This is a genomic window from Sinomonas atrocyanea, from assembly GCF_030811715.1.
Taxonomy (GTDB): domain Bacteria; phylum Actinomycetota; class Actinomycetes; order Actinomycetales; family Micrococcaceae; genus Sinomonas; species Sinomonas atrocyanea_A.
In genome coordinates this window covers 1-14,592 of sequence record NZ_JAUSRH010000003.1, presented here as the reverse complement: position 1 = coordinate 14,592, position 14,592 = coordinate 1, and the positions used below count along the sequence as shown (strand labels likewise).

Annotated in this window: 12 protein-coding genes; 3 read left to right on the top strand and 9 right to left on the bottom strand. The window is 72.3% G+C overall.

Features of this window, described 5'->3' with window-relative positions:
- Positions 1 to 11: 11 nt before the first annotated feature.
- Genes J2W21_RS05540 through J2W21_RS05530 form a run of 3 tightly spaced genes read right to left on the bottom strand, consistent with a single transcriptional unit; the run spans position 12 to position 2,573 of the window.
- Positions 12 to 440 carry an HIT family protein gene (locus J2W21_RS05540; protein ID WP_307113522.1) on the bottom strand — a complete coding sequence of 143 codons (429 nt, stop codon included), beginning with the start codon at positions 438 to 440 and terminating at the stop codon, positions 12 to 14.
- Positions 437 to 1,609, bottom strand: coding sequence for an NAD(P)-dependent alcohol dehydrogenase (locus tag J2W21_RS05535; protein ID WP_307113521.1), 1,173 nt, complete (start codon positions 1,607 to 1,609; stop codon positions 437 to 439). Before J2W21_RS05535 ends, J2W21_RS05540 begins: the two co-directional genes overlap by 4 nt.
- A gap of 28 nt (positions 1,610 to 1,637) precedes the next feature.
- Positions 1,638 to 2,573, bottom strand: coding sequence for a sulfurtransferase (locus J2W21_RS05530; RefSeq protein WP_307113520.1), 936 nt, complete (start codon positions 2,571 to 2,573; stop codon positions 1,638 to 1,640).
- Positions 2,574 to 2,605: 32 nt separating this feature from the next.
- On the opposite strand from J2W21_RS05530, the gene J2W21_RS05525 reads away from it, so the two are divergent.
- Positions 2,606 to 3,706 (top strand): PLP-dependent cysteine synthase family protein, encoded by a 1,101-nt coding sequence (locus tag J2W21_RS05525; protein ID WP_307113519.1) that lies wholly within the window; start codon positions 2,606 to 2,608, stop codon positions 3,704 to 3,706.
- Between the two features lie 4 nt (positions 3,707 to 3,710).
- On the opposite strand, the gene J2W21_RS05520 is transcribed toward J2W21_RS05525, so the two are convergent.
- A complete protein-coding gene (locus J2W21_RS05520) occupies positions 3,711 to 4,385 on the bottom strand; it encodes an MBL fold metallo-hydrolase (protein WP_307113518.1) in 675 nt (224 codons plus the stop codon).
- A 65-nt stretch (positions 4,386 to 4,450) separates the two neighbouring features.
- On the opposite strand from J2W21_RS05520, the gene J2W21_RS05515 reads away from it, so the two are divergent.
- Entirely contained in the window at positions 4,451 to 4,900 is a 450-nt protein-coding gene (locus tag J2W21_RS05515) for a Fur family transcriptional regulator (protein ID WP_307113517.1), read from the top strand.
- Positions 4,901 to 4,938: 38 nt separating this feature from the next.
- On the opposite strand, the gene J2W21_RS05510 is transcribed toward J2W21_RS05515, so the two are convergent.
- The 5 genes from J2W21_RS05510 to J2W21_RS05490 all read right to left on the bottom strand — a co-directional run bounded on the left by J2W21_RS05510 (position 4,939) and on the right by J2W21_RS05490 (position 10,188).
- Positions 4,939 to 5,853, bottom strand: a complete 915-nt coding sequence (locus J2W21_RS05510; protein WP_307113516.1) for a metal ABC transporter permease — start codon at positions 5,851 to 5,853, stop codon at positions 4,939 to 4,941.
- A complete protein-coding gene (locus tag J2W21_RS05505; RefSeq protein WP_307113515.1) occupies positions 5,850 to 6,668 on the bottom strand; it encodes a metal ABC transporter ATP-binding protein in 819 nt (272 codons plus the stop codon). The genes J2W21_RS05510 and J2W21_RS05505 overlap by 4 nt, the downstream gene beginning before the upstream one ends.
- Positions 6,665 to 7,639, bottom strand: coding sequence for a metal ABC transporter solute-binding protein, Zn/Mn family (locus J2W21_RS05500; protein ID WP_307113514.1), 975 nt, complete (start codon positions 7,637 to 7,639; stop codon positions 6,665 to 6,667). The genes J2W21_RS05505 and J2W21_RS05500 overlap by 4 nt, the downstream gene beginning before the upstream one ends.
- 132 nt (positions 7,640 to 7,771) lie before the next feature.
- Positions 7,772 to 8,830, bottom strand: a complete 1,059-nt coding sequence (locus tag J2W21_RS05495) for a hemolysin family protein (protein WP_307113513.1) — start codon at positions 8,828 to 8,830, stop codon at positions 7,772 to 7,774.
- Complete coding sequence (locus J2W21_RS05490) at positions 8,830 to 10,188, bottom strand: hemolysin family protein (RefSeq protein WP_307113512.1); 1,359 nt, start codon at positions 10,186 to 10,188, stop codon at positions 8,830 to 8,832. Before J2W21_RS05490 ends, J2W21_RS05495 begins: the two co-directional genes overlap by 1 nt.
- Before the next feature lie 404 nt (positions 10,189 to 10,592).
- Here J2W21_RS05490 and J2W21_RS05485 point away from each other — a divergent pair, with 404 nt between their 5' ends.
- Positions 10,593 to 14,429 carry a multifunctional oxoglutarate decarboxylase/oxoglutarate dehydrogenase thiamine pyrophosphate-binding subunit/dihydrolipoyllysine-residue succinyltransferase subunit gene (locus tag J2W21_RS05485; RefSeq protein ID WP_307113511.1) on the top strand — a complete coding sequence of 1,279 codons (3,837 nt, stop codon included), beginning with the start codon at positions 10,593 to 10,595 and terminating at the stop codon, positions 14,427 to 14,429.
- Positions 14,430 to 14,592 lie beyond the last annotated feature (163 nt).

Below are 14,592 nucleotides of genomic sequence, written 5' to 3'. Positions count from 1 at the left end.
CGACCTCGGCGTCAGGCGGCGGGCACGTGCTCGCCGTGGCCGGCTGCGCGGAGCGCCTCGCGGATGCGCTCGGCTGCGGCGTCCAGGACGGCCGGATCCGGGTTCTGCTGCGCGCGCTTGAAGTCGTACTCGGCCTCGCTGCGGGACGGCCAGACGTGCAGGTGCAGGTGGTCGATCTCGAAGCCGGCGATGATCATCCCGGCGCGCGGCGCCCCGAAGGCCTCCACCTGCGCCTGCCCTATCGTCTGGGCCACGAGCGTGAGCTTCGTCATGAGCTCGGGCGACGCGTCCGTCCACCGGTCGACTTCCTCGCGGGGCACCACGAGCGTGTGGCCCTCAGCGAGGGGGCCGATGCTCAGGAACGCGACGACGTCGTCGTCCTTCCACACGAAGCGGCCGGGCAGCTCGCCCTCGATGATGCGCGTGAACAGCGTGCTCATTGCTCTCTCCTCGATGGGGCCCCCGGGCCGCGCAGGCTCGCGGCGTCGAGGACGAACCGGTACTTGACGTCGGAGGCGACCATGCGGTCGTAGGCCTCGTTCAGCGAATCCGCCGTGACCATCTCGATCTGCGGGGCCACCCCGTGCTCGGCGCAGAAGTCCAGGGCTTCCTGGGTCTCGGCGATGCCGCCGATGAGCGAGCCCGTGTACGTCAGCCGCCGCCGGATGAGCGCCCCGGGCCGCACGGGCGGCATGTCGCCGGAGGGCAGGCTGAGGGCCACGAGGGTGCCGTCGAAGCGCAGCGCGGAGAGGTAGTCGTTCGGATCGTGCGGCGCGGCGACGGTGTCGAGGACGACGTCGAGCGTCCCCGCCGCTGCCTCGAGCTGGGCCGCGTCGGTGGTCACCACGACGCGGTGGGCACCGAGCTGGGCGGCATCCGCGGCCTTGGCCGCGGTGCGCGTGAAGACGGTGACCTCTGCCCCCATGGCGGCGGCGAGCTTGACGGCCAGGTGCCCGAGCCCGCCGAGCCCCACGACGCCCACCCTGCGCCCGGGGCCCACCCCGAAGCGCCGCAGGGGCGAGTAGGTCGTGATGCCGGCGCACAGGATCGGGGCGGCCGCAGCGGGGTCGAGGGCCGCCGGGATCCGCAGGACGTAGGCCGCGGCGACCACGATCCTCTCGGAATAGCCGCCCTGGGTGACCTCCCCGCCGTGACGCGGGTCCCGGGCACCGTAGGTGCCGACCATGCCGCGTTCGCAGTACTGCTCGAGCCCGGCCCGGCAGTGCGCGCACTCCCGGCACGAGTCGACCATGCACCCGACGCCCACGCGGTCCCCGACGGCGAACCCGTGGACGGCGGAGCCGACGCGCCGCACGCGCCCCACGATCTCGTGGCCGGGGACGAGCGGCCACGGCCGCTCCCCCCACTCGCCGCGCGTCGCGTGCACGTCGGAGTGGCACAGGCCGCAGAACTCGATGTCGATCTCGACGTCGTCGGCCCCCGGCTCGCGGCGTGCGACAGTGAGGGGCACGAGGCCGCTCGAGGCGGAGGTGGCGCCGTACGCGCGCACCTCGGATCCGTCGCCGCCCTCGGTGCCGGCGCGCAGCTCCTCGACGAGGTTCGCGCGGATCTTGTCCGCACTCGGCATGACGGGGCGTCCGGGGGTCATGCCACCGACGCTATCGCATGCCGGCCGCTCACGCCCGCGTGCTGTTCTCGGACAGGTCAGCCCGACCCGCCCCTGCCGCGGAGGGCTCGCTGCCCACCGCGACGGGACGGGACGGGTCCCGGGACCACTGGGAGAACGAGCCCGGGTAGAGGGCCGCGTCGATGCCGGCGACGGCCAGGGCGAGCACGTCGTGGGCCGCTGTGACGCCGGACCCGCAGTAGACGGCGACCGGGCGGCGGCCGTCGGCGCCGAGCGCGGCGAAGCGCTCCCGCAGGGCCGCCGGCGGCAGGAAGGTGCCGTCCGCGGCCAGGTTCGCGGCCGTCGGTGCGCTTTTCGCGCCGGGGATGTGGCCGGCACGCGGGTCGACGGGCTCGACCTCGCCGCGGTACCGCTCGGCAGCCCGGGCGTCCAGCAGCACGCCTCCGGCGGGGGCTTCCGGCCGGGGCTGGGAGAACGAGGCCGCCTGGTCCGCGTCGATGCGGGGCAGGCGGCCCTCCCCCAGGGTGACGTTCCCCCGGTCCGGGACAGTGACGCCCTGCTCGAGGGGCCCACCCGCCGCCGTCCAGGCGGCCAGGCCGCCGTCGAGGAGGCGCACCGACTCCAGGCCCGCATCCCGGAGCATCCACCACGCCCGCGCGGCGGCCTGCCCGGAGGTCGCATCGTAGACGACCACGGCGTCGCCGTCGTCGATGCCCCAGGCGCGCGCGGCCTCCTCGAACACCGCCCTCGACGGGAGCGGGTGCCGGCCGCCCGCCGCCTCCTCCGCGCTGCCCGGGGCCACCGGCACCGCGAGCTCCGTCTCGAGGTCCGCGAACACGGCGCCGGGCAGGTGCCCCGCCGCATACTCCTCGCGACCGTCCGGGCCGCCGAGGGCCCAGCGGACGTCGAGCAGGACGATGCGCTCGGCCCGCTCGAGGCGCCCGGCGAGCTCCGCGGCCGAAATCAGGACCTGTTCTGCGTTCATGGCCACACCCTAGCGCCGCGTACGCTGGCCGGATGGACGCAAGCACCACCGACGCCCCCCGTGGGCCGGGCGTCGGGGCCCGGGCCTGGGCCGACGAGGCCATCCGCCGGCTCGAGTCGGACGGGCGCCGCAGCGCCGACACCCACCTGCACCGCGTCCCCCTCCCCGAGGAGTGGGGCGTCGACGTGTACCTCAAGGACGAGTCGACCCACCGCACCGGCAGCCTCAAGCACCGCCTGGCGCGGTCCCTGTTCCTCTTCGCCCTGGTCAACGGATGGATCCGCGAGGGGACGCGCGTGGTCGAGGCCTCGAGCGGGAGCACCGCCGTGTCCGAGGCCTACTTCGCCCGTCTCATCGGGGTCCCGTTCACTGCAGTGATGACCCGCGGGACCAGCCGGGAGAAGATCGCGCTCATCGAGCAGTACGGCGGCTCGTGCCACTTCGTCGACTCGCCCGCCGAGGTGTACGGCGAGGCGGCACGGCTCGCGGAGTCCTGCGGCGGCCACTATCTGGACCAGTTCACGTTCGCCGAGCGGGCCACGGACTGGCGCGGGAACAACAACATCGCCGAGACGATCTTCGACCAGCTTCAGCTCGAGCCGCACCCGGTGCCCCGCTGGATCGTGGTCGGTGCGGGGACCGGGGGGACGAGCACCACGATCGGGCGCTTCGTGCGGTACCGGCGGCTCGCGACCCAGCTCGTCGTGGTGGACCCCGAGAACTCCGCGTTCTATCCGAGCTGGGCTTCCGGCGCCCCCGCCGAGGGCGGGGCGTCGCGGATCGAGGGCATCGGCCGGCCGCGGCTCGAGCCGAGCTTCAACCCCAGGATCGTGGACCGCATGTTCCGCGTGCCCGACGCCGCCTCGGTCGCCGCGATGCGCGACCTCGCCGCGCGCTTCGGGTTCGACGCGGGGCCGTCGACGGGCACCAGCCTGTGGGGCGTCTGGCAGCTCGTGGCGGAGATGGCGGCCGCCGGGGAGCGGGGCAGCATCGTCACGCTCATGTGCGATGCCGGCTCGCGCTACCGGGGGTCCTACGGCGACGAGGGCTGGCTCGCCGAACAGGGCCTGGACCCCGCACCGCACGCGCAGGTGCTCGAGGAGTTCTTCGCGACCGGACGCTGGGGCGGCTGAGGCCTCAGAGGTCTACCGCGTCCCCGGGGTCGAGGTGCTCGTAGCGGGTCCCGTAGAGGTCTCCGATGCGCTGGGCGTGCTTCTCCACGATCCCGGTGCCGCGCTCGTTGAGGAGGGCGTTGTGGATCGGGTAGGCGCGCTGGGCCCCGACGGCGATGATGAAGTCGAGCACCTCGCCGACCTTGCTCCAGGGCGCGTGGATCGGAACGAGGAGGGTCGGCACCTCGGCCCCGGGCGGGACGGTGAACGAGTCGCCCGGGTGGAACACCTTGCCGTCGACCAGGTAGCCGAGGTTGGCGACCATCGCCACGCTGGGGTGGATCAGGGCGTGCTGGCTCCCGAACGTGCGGATGCGGAACCCCGCGGCCTCGAACTCGGTGCCGGTCTCGGCGGTGTGGATGCGGCCCGCGGCGGACGGCGCGGCCTCCGCGAGCGCGGCGGCCACGGCGGAGGGCGCCCACGCCTCGAGCCGCGGGCTGGCCTCGAGGACCGCGGCGGCGCGCGGGATGTCGATGTGGTCCGCGTGCTCGTGCGTGACGAGGAACGCCTCGGCGCCGTCCAGGGCCTGTTCGACTTCCGAGAAGTTGCCCGGATCGATGGTCAGGACCCGTTGCCCCGTCCCCGAGTCGGCGGGCTTCTCGAGGCGGACGCAGGCGTGCGTGAACTTGGTCAGGCGCATGGCGCCAGTCTAGGACCGCCTCTTGCTAGGCTAGAAGACCCGATAGGCAGGTGCAGGAGGAGTCGTTGGCCGAGAAGCCGCGCGAGCAGCGCGTGACGAAGCAGCGGGTCGCTGTCTCGGCAGCCCTCGACAGCCTCGAGGACTTCGTGAGCACCCAGGAGCTGCATCGGCTCCTGAGGGGCGAGGGGGCATCCGTCTCACTCGCGACGACGTACCGCATCCTGCAGTCCATGGCCGAGGACGGGCTCGTGGACGTGCTGCGCAGCGACGACGGCGAGGCGGTGTACCGCCGCTGCGAGGCCACCGGCCACCACCACCATCTCGTCTGCCGCCGGTGCGGCAAGGCCGTGGACATCGAGGCGCCCGCGGTGGAGACCTGGGCCAGCCGCGTCGCCCGGGAGCACGGCTACACGGCGGTCGAGCACACGGTGGAGGTCTTCGGGCTCTGCCCCGAGTGCACAGCCCTCGGCGCGGGCGCCGCGGACGCGGACGGCGGCTCTCCCCAGGAAGGCTGAGGAGGGCGGGTGAGCCCCCCGGCGGCGGGGGTCCCGCCTCAGGCGGCGGCCGACGTCGTGCGCCGCTCGCCCTGCGCGGATCCGGACCGGAGCACCCTCCCGTTCCCGCCGCGGCGGCGCCGGATCCAGCCGAGGATCGCGCACACCGCGTAGATGAGGAACGACAGCGTGGTGATGTAGGGGCTGATCGGCAGCCGTCCGCCGAGGGCGAGCATGATCCCGCCCACCGTGGCCGCCACCGCGAAGAGCACGCTGAGCAGGAGCACGAGGCGCGGGGCGGAGGTCACCTTCAGCGCGGCGGCCGCCGGTGTGATGAGCAGGGCGAGGACCAGGAGTGCGCCCACCACCTGCAGCGACAGGGCCACGCTCACCCCGAGCACCACCATGAACAGGATCGAGAGCGCCCGGGTCGGAACACCTCTGGCGTGCGCCATCTCGGGGTCGACGCTCGCGAACGTCAGGGGGCGCCACACGGCGACGAGGACCGCGATGACCGCCGCGGCGGTCACGGCGAGCAGCTGGAGCTGGACCGTGTCGACCGCGACGATCTGGCCGGTGAGCAGGCCGAACTTGTTCGCCGCCCGTCCCTGGTACAGCGCGAGGAACAGGATGCCGAGCCCCAGCCCGAACGGCATGATCACGCCGATGACCGAGTTCTTCTCGCGCGCCCGGCCGCCCATGAGGCCGATCAGGAGCGCCGCGGCGACCGAGCCGACGAGCGAGCCGGTCACGATGTCGGCGCCGACCAGCAGGGCGAACGAGGCCCCCGCGAAGGACAGCTCCGAGATGCCGTGGACGGCGAAGGCGAGGTCGCGCTTCATGACGAAGGTGCCCACGACGCCCCCGAGGAGGCCCAGGACAGCCCCTGCCCACACCGAGTTCTGGACGAGCGCGAGGATCTCCCCGTAGTCCTGGAACGAGAACACGCTGGCCCAGAAGTCATCGATGGTCACGGGGTGTCCTCCTCGTGGTGGTGCGCACCGCGGTGGCCGTGCGTCGTGGCGTCAGGGAGGCCGACGACGACGATCCGGCCGTGGACCTGGGAGACCTCCACCGGCGAGCCGTACAGCTCGGAGAGCACGGCCGTGGTCATGACCTCCTCGGGGGTGCCGACGCGGAAGCGTCCGTCGGCGAGGTAGAGGACCCGGTCGACGTAGTCCAGGATCGGGTTGATCTCGTGGGTGACGAAGACGACGGCGCTCCCCTCCTCGCGCCGCTGGCGGTCGATGAGGCCGCTGACCGCCTGCTGGTGGCCCAGATCGAGCGAGAGCAGCGGCTCGTCGCACAGGAGGACCCTGGGGTGCCCGGCGATGGCCTGGGCGACGCGGAGCCGCTGCTGCTCCCCGCCCGAGAGCTGGCCGACGGGGACCTTCGCGTAGTCGGAGGCTCCGACGGTGGCCAGGAGGTCGTCGACGCGGGCGTCGACGGCGCGCCGGTGCAGGCGGACGCCCCAGCGGTGACCGTCGACGCCGAGCGAGACGAGGTCCCGCGCGCGCAGTGGGGTGTCCGGGGCGAAGGACTTCTGCTGCGGGATGTAGCCGATGCCGGCCCCGGCGTGGCCCGGTGGGCGGCCCGCGACCTCCGCCGTCCCCTCGCTGAGGGGGACGAGGCCGAGCAGCGCCTTGAGGAAGGAGGTCTTGCCGCTGCCGTTCGGGCCCAGCACGGCGAAGAACTCGCCCGGGCGGATGTCGAGGTCGAGGCCGGACCACAGGGTCCGCGGGCCGAACGCGAGCGCCGCCGAGCGGAGCCGCACAGCGGGCGGCGTCATGCGAGCGCCTTCTTCAGCGCGGCGACGTTCTCCTGCATCCAGCCGAGGTAGTCCTCGCCGTCGGGCACGGTCTCGGTGAAGTCGACGACCGGCACCTTGGCCGCCTCGGCGGCGTTCCGCAGCTGCTGGGTCTGCGGGCCCTCGGTCTGCGGGTTGTAGGCCAGGAGCGCGACCGACCGGGAGGAGACGAGGTCAAGGGTCGCCCTGAGCGCCGCCGGCGGCACGTCCTGCTGCTCCTCCACGGCCGAGGTGTATGCCTCGGGCGTGGCGTCCTGCACGCCCGCGGCGGCCAAGAGGTAGAGGGGGGCCGGCTCGGTCATGACGGCCTTCTTGCCTGGGCCGGCCGCCTTGATCGCCGCGAGGGTGGACTCGAGCTGGGTGAGGCGGGCGTCGACATCCTTCGCCCTGCTCGTGTAGCCCTCGGTTCCGGACGGGTCGAGGGCAGAGAGGCGTCCGGCGATGGCGTCCGTGACCTTCTTCATGGCGCTGACGTCATACCAGACGTGCTCGTTGAACGCCGGGCGGCCGGCGGACCCGCCGCCCTCGAGCCCGGCGGTCTTCACCGCGGTGATGACGCTGTCCGCACCGAGGTTGGCCTCGCGCACCAGAGGGTCGACGTACGGGTCGTAGCCGCCGCCGTTCTCGATCACGAGGCTGGCCTTGGACACCGCGAGCCTGTCATGCGTCGTCGCCTCGTAGGAGTGGGGGTCCTGGCTCGTCGTGGAGACGATCGAGGTGACCGTGACGCGGTCACCGCCCACGGCCCTGGCGAGGTCGCCGTAGACGTTCGTCGAGGCGACGATGCGGACGGCCCCGCCCTGCCCCGACGCCGCCGGGGCCCCCTGGCCGCCCGACGAGCAGGCGGCCAGGGCGACCGCCGCCACGGCGACGGCGCCCCGGGCGGCGGTCCGCACCACGGCGCGGGCAGAGGAGATCGAGCGCAAGGGGGCCTCAGTTCTGCGGATTGTCACGGGCCACCGGTGAGAACCGGTCGCAATAGGACCACTGTAGCGCCTCTTGCGAACAATTCCCATCAGGACCGCTCGTCAGCCCAGGGGGGGGCACCCCGGGGGTCACTGCCCGCGGTCGCGGCCTTCGCGCCCTCAGCCCCGCTGGCGGCGGAAGGCCTGGCTCTGTGTCGCATCCCGGATCTCGCCCACGAGCTTCTCGATGACGTCCTCGAGGAACAGCACCCCGCGGGTCGACCCCTCGGGCCCGATCACCCGGGCGAGGTGGAAGCCCGACTTCTGCATCGCAGAGAGGGCGTCCTCGATTCCGTCGTCGAGCCCGAGGTTCGCCAGCGAGCGCACGCGGCTCTCCCCGATCGGCTTCCCGCGCCCGTCCGGCCCGATGGCCAGGACGTCCTTGAGGTGGAGGTAGCCCACGAGCTCGCCGTCGTCGTCGACCATGGGAAAGCGGGAGAAGCCCGTGTGCGAGACGGCCTTCTCGAAGTCCGCAGGGGTGGCGCTGGTCGGGAGCGAGACGAGGTCCGCGACCGGGACCATGATCGACTCCGCCGTCTGGTCGGAGAACTCGAGCGCGCCCGAGAGCAGGCCCGACTCGTCGTCGAGCAGGCCGCTGCGGGTCGACTCCTCGACGATCGAGGCGACCTCCTCGAGGGTGAAGCTCGAGGTCACCTCGTCCTTCGGCTCGACCCGCAGGAGGTGGAGCACGGCGTTGGCGCTGCCGTTGAGGAAGAAGATCACGGGCCGGACGAGGCGGGCCATGCTCAGCAGCACCGGGGCGAGGAGCACAGCGGCGCGATCCGCCGCCGAAACGGAGATGTTCTTCGGCACCATCTCGCCGATCGTGACGTGCAGGAACGTGACCGCTGCGAGCGCGACGACGAACCCCACGGTGTCAGCGAGCTCGACGGGCAGTCCCACAGAGTGCAGCGGGTCGCCGATGAGGTGGTGGATGGCCGGCTCGGCGACCTGGAGGATCAGCAGGGAGCACACGGTGATGCCCAGCTGGGCGGCGGCCAGCATGAGCGAGACGTTCTCCATCGCGTGGAGCGTGGTCCTCGCCCGCCCGGACCCGGCGTCCGCGAGCGGCTCGATCTGGCTGCGCCGCGCACTCATGATCGCGAACTCGCTCGCGACGAAGAAGGCGTTCCCGAGCAGCAGCACCGCCAGCCAGAGGATTCCTGCCCAGTCCCCCATCAGGCTGCCCTCCCCGAGCCACGGCCGGAGGCGTCCCGGGTGCCGGCCGCCTCGGCGTCGCCCGGCTCGGGCGGCGGCGGTGTGAACCGGAGGCGGTCCACCCTGCGGCCGTCCATGCGCACGACCGTGAGGGTCCCGCCCCCGACCTCGAGGGAGTCTCCCGTCTGCGCGACGCGGCCCAGCGCGCTCATGACGTAGCCGCCGACCGTCTCGTACGCGGGGCTGTCCACGACCCGGAGGCCGGGGACCTGTTCGGAGACCTCGTCGGGCCGCATGAGTCCGGGGAAGTACCAGTCCCCCGCGGAGCTCTGCAGGACCCCGGGTGCGCGCCGGTCGTGCTCGTCGGCGACCTCGCCGACGATCTCTTCCACCAGGTCCTCGAGCGTGACGATCCCCGCGGTGCCGCCGTACTCGTCGAGCACGGCGGCGAGCTGGAGGTTCCCGTCCCGCAGCTGCGAGATGAGCGCGTCGAGGTGAATCGTCTCGGGCACCTGGAGGATGTCGGTCATGATGGCGGCCGCGGGGACGCCGCGGCGCTTCCTCGCCGGCACCGCCACGGCCTTCTTCACGTGGACGACGCCGCGCACGTCATCCGGCGAGTCGCCGATCACCGGGAAGCGGGAATGGCCGGTGGTCCGGGCCGCCTCGACGATCGCGTCGACGGGCTCGTCGGCGTCGATGGTCGTCACGCGGATGCGGGGGGTCATGACGTCCGCCGCCGTCTTCTCGGAGAAGCGCAGCGTCCTGGACACGAACCGCGCCGTGCCGGCATCGAGCGTTCCGAGCTCGGCGGAGCGCCGCACGAGGGACGAGAGCTCGGCGGGCGAGCGGGCCCCGGAGATCTCCTCCTTGGCCTCGATGCCCATGAGCCCGAGCACGCGGTTGGCGAAGCCGTTGAAGAGGATCACCGCAGGCTTGAAGGCCGCCGTGAAGACCAGCTGGGGACGGGCGACGGCGCGCCCCACCGCAAGCGCCCGGGCGATCGCGAGGTTCTTGGGCACGAGCTCGCCGATGAGCATGGACAGCAGGGTCGCGAAGACCATGGCGACCGTGAGGGAGACCGCGGTGGCCCCGGGCACCCCCAGCGCGCGCAGCGGCCCCTCAAGGAGCCTGCCCACCGAGGGCTCCATGACGTAGCCCGTCAGGAGCGTGGTGAGGGTGATGCCGAGCTGGCAGCTCGAGAGCTGGGTTGAGAGGGTCTTGAGGCAGCGCAGGAGGGCCTCGGCACCGGGCTCGCCCGCGTCGGCACTGCGCTGGACCGTGGCGCGGTCGAGCGCCACGAGGGAGAATTCGACGGCGACGAAGAAGCCCGTGCCGAGGATGAGGAGCAGGCCGGCAGCCAGCAGGAGCCATTCCACGTCAGTGCTCGAGCTCCTCGCGCCATGACATGGCCGCTCGCGCGGGAACCAGGTGGGCAAGTACACGGTGCATGCCGGCTCTGGGGCGGCGGGCGCCAGTGAGGCCCCCGCGACCAGGCCGGCATCTAGAGGTGCCGTCCATAGTGAGTCCAGCCTATCAGCGCCTCCCGAGCGCGCCGGCGGGGCGACCCGCGTGTGACGGCGGACTCACAATCGCCCGATTCGCGCCGGTCTTTACTAGACTGGACCCTTGAGTGTGGGCTCCTGACGGCGCCCACGGCGGTCGGCGGATACGGCCAGCCCCCGAGTATCGCCCGGTGGAGCACGCGGGCGCGCGGTACGGGGCCGAGGCGCGGAGCCGCTGACACGCGGGCCTAAGTATCGATGGAAGAGGCGTATCTCCAGTGCCAGAACTGCCAACCCACCGCCTGCCCGAGGAATTCGGCGGCAACGAGTGGCTTGTGGACGAGCTCTACGAGCAGTACCAGCAGAACAAGAACTCCGTGGACGCCAAGTGGTGGCCGCTGTTCGAGTCCTTCGACTCGGACAGCGGCCACACGTCCAACGGGCCGGCGAAGGGGCCGGCCGTTGACACGCTGACCCGGCAGATTCCGGCGGTCCAGGCCTCCGCGGCGCAGGCTCCTGCGCCGGCAGCCCAGGCCCCGGCGGCGCCGGCTGCCCAGGCCCCGGCAGCCCAGCCCGCGCCGGCAGCGCCGAAGCAGGCTCCTGCACCGGCCCCGAAGCAGCCGGAAGCGGCCCCGAAGAAGGGCGCCGCCGCCGTCGTGCGCGACGGTGCCCGCCCGTCCACGACCGGCCTGATCCCCGCCCAGCTGCCCAAGACGGCCAAGGACGAGACGATCGAGGAGGATGTCGTCTCGACGCTCCGCGGCCCGGCCAAGGCCATCGCGACCAACATGGTCCAGAGCCTCGAGGTCCCGACCGCGACCACCGTGCGCGCCGTGCCCGCGAAGCTCCTCATGGACCAGCGCATCGTGATCAACAACCACCTCACCCGTGTGCGCGGCGGCAAGGTCTCCTTCACGCACCTGATCGGCTACGCCGTGATCCGCGCGCTCAAGCTCATGCCGTCGATGAACGTCTCCTACGACGTGGTGGACGGCAAGCCCGCCGCGATCCAGCATGCGCACGTGAACTTCGGGATCGCGATCGACCTGCCCAAGCCGGACGGCAGCCGCCTGCTCGTGGTGCCGAACATCAAGAAGGCCGAGACGCTGAACTTCTCGGACTTCTGGCACACCTACGAGGACCTCATCAAGCGCGCCCGCGACGGCAAGCTCACGGCCGACGACTACGCCGGCACGACCGTCTCGCTGACCAACCCCGGCGGCATCGGCACGGTGCACTCGGTTCCGCGCCTCTCCAAGGGCCAGGCGGCCATCATCGGCGTGGGCGCCCTCGAGTACCCCGCGGAGTTCCAGGGCGCCTCGGAGAAGATCCTCGCGCTCCAGGCGGTCGGCAAGATCATCACGCTGACCTCGACGTACGACCACCGCGTCATCCAGGGCGCAGGCTCGGGCGAGTTCCTCCGGATCGTGCACCAGCTCCTCCTGGGCGAGCAGGGCTTCTACGACGAGATCTTCGAGTCGCTGCGCATCCCCTACGAGCCGGTGCGCTGGAGCCCCGACCTCCAGGTCAACCCCGAGGACGCCATCAACAAGGTGGCGCGCATCCAGCAGCTCATCCACGCGTTCCGCGTGCGCGGGCACCTCATGGCGGACACGAACCCGCTCGAGTACGTCCAGCGCCGCCACCCGGACCTGGACGTGCTGACCTACGGCCTGACGCTGTGGGACCTCGACCGCGAGTGGCCCACGGGCGGCTTCGGCGGCAAGCCGAAGATGAAGTTCCGCGACATCCTCGGCGTGCTCCGCGACGCCTACTGCCGCACCACGGGCATCGAGTACATGCACCTGCAGGAGCCCGCCGAGCGCAAGTGGTTCCAGGACGAGCTCGAGCACCCGTACAAGAAGCCCAGCCGCGAGGAGCAGCTGCGCATCGTGTCGCGGCTCAACGCCGCCGAGGCGTTCGAGACGTTCCTGCAGACCAAGTTCGTCGGCCAGAAGCGCTTCTCCCTCGAGGGCGGCGAGTCCCTCATCCCGCTGCTCGACGCGACGCTGTCCGAGGCAGCGGAGGACGGCCTCGACGAGGTCGCGATCGGCATGGCCCACCGCGGCCGCCTCAACGTCCTGACGAACATCGCCGGCAAGACCTACGCCCAGGTGTTCCGCGAGTTCGAGGGCACCCAGGACCCCAAGAGCGTGCAGGGTTCCGGCGACGTGAAGTACCACCTCGGCACCGAGGGGACCTTCACCGCGGAGAACGGCAAGCAGACCAAGGTCTACCTCGCCGCGAACCCCTCGCACCTCGAGGCCGTCGACCCGGTCCTCGAGGGCATCGTCCGCGCCAAGCAGGACCGCCTCGACCGGGGCGAGGCGTTCCCGGTGCTGCCGATCCTGGTCCACGGCGACGCGGCCTTCGCCGGCCAGGGCGTCGTGGCGGAGACGCTGAACCTCTCACAGCTGCGCGGCTACCGCACCGGCGGCACGATCCACATCGTGGTGAACAACCAGGTCGGCTTCACGACCTCGCCCTCGGCCTCCCGCTCGTCGGTGTACTCCACCGACGTGGCGAAGATGGTCCAGGCGCCGGTGTTCCACGTCAACGGCGACGACCCCGAGGCCGTGGTACGCGTGGCGCAGATGGCCTACCGGTTCCGCCAGCGCTTCCACAAGGACGTCGTCATCGACCTCGTGTGCTACCGCCGCCGCGGCCACAACGAAGGCGACGACCCGTCGATGACCCAGCCGATGATGTACAACCTCATCGAGGCGAAGCGCTCGGTCCGGAAGCTCTACACCGAGAGCCTGATCGGCCGTGGGGACATCACGCAGGAAGAGGCAGAGCAGCTCCTGCGCGACTACCAGGAGCGCCTCGAGCGCGTCTTCGCCGAGACCCACGCGGCCCAGACCTCGCCGATCCCGATCGTCACCGGGGACGCGAAGGCCGTCTCGGACCTCGAGCGTCCCCTCGCCCAGCAGGAGGACGACGCCGCCGGCGCCTCGCAGCGCTCGACCGCGATCAGCGCGGAGACGCTCGCGCGCATCGGCCAGGCCCACGTCGCGGTCCCCGAGGGCTTCGGCGTCCACCCCAAGCTCAAGCAGCTCCTCGAGCGGCGCGAGCAGATGTCCCGCGAGGGCGGCATCGACTGGGGCTTCGGCGAGATCGCGGCGTTCGGCTCGCTCATCGCCGAGGGCGTCCCGGTCCGCCTCGCGGGCCAGGACTCCCGCCGCGGCACGTTCGTGCAGCGTCACGCGGTGTTCCACGACCGCAGCAACGGCGACGAGTGGACTCCTCTCGCCCACATCTCCGACGATCAGGCCAAGCTCGCGATCTACGACTCCTCGCTGTCGGAGTACGCGGCCCTGGGCTTCGAGTACGGCTACTCGGTGGAGCGGCCGGACACGCTCGTGGCGTGGGAGGCGCAGTTCGGCGACTTCGTCAACGGCGCCCAGACGATCATCGACGAGTTCATCTCCTCGGCCGAGCAGAAGTGGGGCCAGCGCAGTTCGCTCGTCATGCTCCTGCCCCACGGCTACGAGGGCCAGGGACCGGACCACTCCTCCGCCCGCATCGAGCGCTTCCTGCAGCTGTGCGCCGAGCAGAACATGATCGTCGCCCAGCCGAGCACGCCGGCGTCGCACTTCCATCTGCTGCGCCGCCAGGCGTACAGCCGCCCGCGCAAGCCGCTCATCGTCTTCACGCCGAAGCAGCTGCTGCGCCTGAAGGCCGCGGCCTCGACCGTCGAGGACTTCACCTCGGGCACGTTCCGCCCGGTCATCGGCGAGCACGAGCAGCTGGACGCGAGCGCCGTGGACCGCGTGGTCCTCGTCTCCGGCCGCCTGTACTACGACCTGCTGTCCGCCCGGACGAAGGCCAAGGACACGCGCACGGCGATCGTCCGGGTCGAGCAGCTCTACCCGCTGCCCGAGGAGGAGATCAAGGCGGAGCTCGCGAAGTACCCGAACGCCGAGGTCATCTGGGCGCAGGACGAGCCGGCCAACCAGGGCCCGTGGATGTACATGGCCGTGCGCCTCATCCCGTCCCTCGGGCGCGAGCTGCGCCTCGTCTCGCGTGCCGCCTCGGCCGCGACGAGCGCGGGCTCGATGAAGCGGCACTCGGCCGAAGGCGACGTCCTCGTCCGCGAGGTGTTCGCCCGCTGAGCCCAGCACCGGGCCAGCGCGACCACGGCGGCGGGGGGGGGCCCCCCCGGGGGGCCCCCCCCCCCCCCGCGGGGGGGGGGGGGCCCCCGCGGGGGGGGGGGGGCGGGGGGCGCCCCCCCCCCCCGCGCCCCCCCCCCCCCCCGCCGGCCCCGAGGGGCGCCCG

What these genes read in the sequence shown, in the direction of transcription:
- J2W21_RS05535 (WP_307113521.1), bottom strand. Translation starts at nt 1,609, where the DNA reads ATGACCCCCGGACGCCCCGTCATGCCGAGTGCGGACAAGATCCGCGCG.
- J2W21_RS05505 (WP_307113515.1), bottom strand. Translation starts at nt 6,668, where the DNA reads ATGACGCCGCCCGCTGTGCGGCTCCGCTCGGCGGCGCTCGCGTTCGGC.
- J2W21_RS05520 (WP_307113518.1), bottom strand. Translation starts at nt 4,385, where the DNA reads ATGCGCCTGACCAAGTTCACGCACGCCTGCGTCCGCCTCGAGAAGCCC.
- J2W21_RS05495 (WP_307113513.1), bottom strand. Translation starts at nt 8,830, where the DNA reads ATGGGGGACTGGGCAGGAATCCTCTGGCTGGCGGTGCTGCTGCTCGGG.
- J2W21_RS05530 (WP_307113520.1), bottom strand. Translation starts at nt 2,573, where the DNA reads ATGAACGCAGAACAGGTCCTGATTTCGGCCGCGGAGCTCGCCGGGCGC.
- J2W21_RS05540 (WP_307113522.1), bottom strand. Translation starts at nt 440, where the DNA reads ATGAGCACGCTGTTCACGCGCATCATCGAGGGCGAGCTGCCCGGCCGC.
- J2W21_RS05525 (WP_307113519.1), top strand. Translation starts at nt 2,606, where the DNA reads ATGGACGCAAGCACCACCGACGCCCCCCGTGGGCCGGGCGTCGGGGCC.